Here is a 3,214-nt window from a genome sequence, read left to right on the forward strand (position 1 = left end):
CCACCAGACAAAGTAGCTTCTTCGGTAACGCTTAAGGTAGTGAATAATGTGCTTTCCATAATCTTAGTTCTCGCTTGATTGTTGAGGTTAAAATCGCGTCACTTCAAAGTAATTAATATAAACATTTAAAGAGTATATTTAATTACTTTTTTGTCCCGCTAAAAGTATTATACGACTCTTGCTCAATAGGTCAAGCAATTATTTTTTTAAGAAATATGTATTACACATTTTCAAGAAATATACTACATGGTTACTCTTTATACAAATTTAGTTAGAAAATTTCAATAATCAAAAAATAGCAGATAGCGCCAATATTCATATTCATATAAATATGGCTAACTAAAAGATGTATTTTTTCCGAAAATACATAAGTTAAACATATTTAGTATTAATACTGACGAATCACGCAAATAACCGTATTCCAAGACAAACTTAGTAAATTCGGTATATTTGTTATACAAGTTGTACTCAAGCAAGAAATAAATCTCACAACTGGGGTTATGCATTTACAAGTAAGTGCTTTTACGTAAAAATACTTTATACTAAACTTTTATATACAAAGCTAAAATGAATTTATATAAATTATTTTAATATGGAATAGCGTAAATTCACTTAATCTTTTATAAATGAAAATGTAGTTATAAAAAAGTTGTAGATGTTATACCATTTTTTTGTAAATAAATAAAGAAAAGATAAAATTTTAGATAAAGATTATAAAGATTTGATGTTCGTACTGAAATGCCTAATTGTTATGTAGACTTAGCTGTATAGAAACCTTGTATTTACATACTAACTATATACAGATAACGGACTTATCAGTAATAAAAGTAAAAGCTGCCGCTTTCGCCCTGAAAGGCAAAAACGCCAAAATTATGAGATTTTTGCCAAAAATCTTCTTGCAACAGAAGAGAGCTTTTATTTTTTTGTATCTACCTAAATCTTGATTATCACGCTAACGCTAAGTAGATTTTTTTGCTAGATTATTTACGTAACCAAAATGTTTTTTAGCGTTCATGCTCATTGACCCCCAACCAGACTTTCTCCGCCTAGTCCAAAACGACGAATATCTTCCCTCAGTCAGTATATGGACGAGGTTGGGAGGAATATTTTTAATTGGAAGTGTTGGCGCTGCCTTCAGCCTTGCTAGTGTATTTCAATACAACATCATAGTAAAAGCTGATGCTACCGTCCGCCCAACCGGAGAAATCCGGTTAGTGCAAGCAGCATCTGAGGGAACGGTGACAAGCATCAAAGTGAAAGAAAATCAAGTTGTGAAAAAGGGAGATACGATCGCCTTCATCGACAACTCCCAATTGCAAACTAAAAAAAGCCAACTACTCGGAACTATCGAACAGAATCAGTTACAACGAGCGCAAATTGATGCACAACTAAAAGCCTTAGAAAATCAAATGGCTGCTGAGTCTAATGCAATGAGGCAGGCGATCGCATCCGCCAAAGCAGACTTAAGTCGCAACCAAAGAGATTATCAAGATAGACAAATCACAAGTAAGGCAGATGTAGCAGAAATAGAAGCCTCTGTCGAATTAGCTAAAGAGGAACTGAAGCGATATCAGAATGTGGGAGAAGGGGGGATCGCCGTTCTCGATATTAAAGAAAAAGAACAAGCTTTTAAAGCTGCTACTGCTAGACTCGAACGGGCTAAAGCTGCACTTAATCCCAGTGATGCTAATGTGGCGATCGCACAAGAACGTATTTCCCAAGAGTTGACGAAGGGTGAGTCTACTATTGCTCAATTGAATAAAGAGAAAGAGGAACTCATCAGGCGTCAAGTTGAAATCCAAAACCAAATTAGCAGCGCTCAACAAGAACTTAAACAAGTTTTTATGGAACTGCAAAAAACAGTAATTCGTACCTCTGAGGGCGGTACTATCCTGAAACTAGAATTAAGAAATGCTGGGCAAGTTGTTCGTGTTGGGGATGCGATCGCTCAAATTGCTCCTAACAATGCCCCTTTCGTAATCAAAGCCCGTGTTGCTTCCTCAGATATTAGCAAAGTGCAGGTGTGTAAAGTCGCACAAGTAGCAAAATGTCCAGAGGGGCAAGTACAAATGCGTCTTTCTGCTTATCCTTACCCAGATTATGGCATCCTCAAAGGTGCTGTCAGAGGCATTAGTGCCGATGCCATTATATCTCAAGGTAACGGCAACATTCCAATTGTGCCTTACTATGAAGTGACAATTGAGCCAGAGAAACTTTATTTAAAAAGGAGCGATAAATCTTATCCTATTAAAGCAGGGATGGAAGTTACAGCTGAAATCATTTCCAAAAAAGAAACCCTATTAACATTTATTTTGAGAAAAGCACGACTGCTAACGGATGTGTAGATTCCTTCCTGTATTTCACGCTATTAAGTAGCACTATAATAATTCAAAATTCACACATTGTTCGCCCAGCGTCTCCTAGAGAAGAGAGTTACATAAGGGAATTTAAACCCTGACTGTAGCTTTCTTCCCGCACGGTAACTGAGCCAAGTCGGAGCCATTGAAACTTTGAGTTAATAATTGTTTAATATTATATTCTTCAGCGAAATTGACTAGCATATCTGCCAAGGCTGTAAAAAGTTCAAAAATTTTATCAACTAAGGTAGTAGGTGGAGGGCAGTTTTCTTCCTGCCTTCCTCGACAAATGGGATTTACTTGAAAAGTTTGCTGATATAGTTCATAAATTAGTTTTCTAGAAATAAGTTTTAAAGAGTCAGCGAAATTTAAAAATAAGTTAAAAGGCAAGTATTCTAAATCTTTTAAAAACCATATCCAATTATTCTCTTCTCCACGGTTTTGGTTGTTAAGAATATATTGAATGGGGTTAACTGTTGCTTCTTTTAAGCAAACAAATTTCTTGAAATCTCTATATCCCATTACAAAAAGTGCAAAACAAAGAGCAAAAGATAATCTTTGTATAAAAGCAATGCTTTTATTGACTAAAAACTCAAAAAAGGGTAATTGAGCAAATTTGGCTGATTCTTTTTCAATTAATGCAAACACTTTTTTCATGATAAAAAAATCCTGCCTAGTAAGTGGACAATAAGTGTCTGTTGACTTATCAACTCCCGCTTATGGTTTTATGCAGAGTCAGCCAATTCTTTACAAAACTTCACAAACTACGTTACAGTCAGCCTTTTGTGCTTAGGGAACTCCAAAAAATAAATTATCCAATTTCTGGACTTCACTACGACTTTCCCTCCCCCAGCTAA

2 protein-coding genes are annotated in these 3,214 nt (G+C 35.4%); one reads left to right on the forward strand and one right to left on the reverse strand.

Annotation, left to right across the window (positions count from 1 at the left end; all coding sequences use genetic code 11):
• Positions 1-1,013 precede the first annotated feature (1,013 nt).
• Positions 1,014-2,345, forward strand: coding sequence for an HlyD family secretion protein (locus ACFE90_RS37340; protein ID WP_375507267.1), 1,332 nt, complete (start codon positions 1,014-1,016; stop codon positions 2,343-2,345).
• 102 nt (positions 2,346-2,447) lie between these two features.
• Here the strand turns inward: ACFE90_RS37340 and ACFE90_RS37345 are convergent, their stop codons facing one another.
• Entirely contained in the window at positions 2,448-3,014 is a 567-nt protein-coding gene (locus ACFE90_RS37345) for a hypothetical protein (RefSeq protein WP_375507268.1), read from the reverse strand.
• Positions 3,015-3,214 lie beyond the last annotated feature (200 nt).

Source organism: uncultured Nostoc sp., assembly GCF_964245445.1.
Classification (GTDB): domain Bacteria; phylum Cyanobacteriota; class Cyanobacteriia; order Cyanobacteriales; family Nostocaceae; genus Nostoc.

Coding starts and splice junctions, on each gene's coding strand:
- ACFE90_RS37340 (WP_375507267.1), top strand. CDS start 1,014: ATGCTCATTGACCCCCAACCAGACTTTCTCCGCCTAGTCCAAAACGAC.
- ACFE90_RS37345 (WP_375507268.1), bottom strand. CDS start 3,014: ATGAAAAAAGTGTTTGCATTAATTGAAAAAGAATCAGCCAAATTTGCT.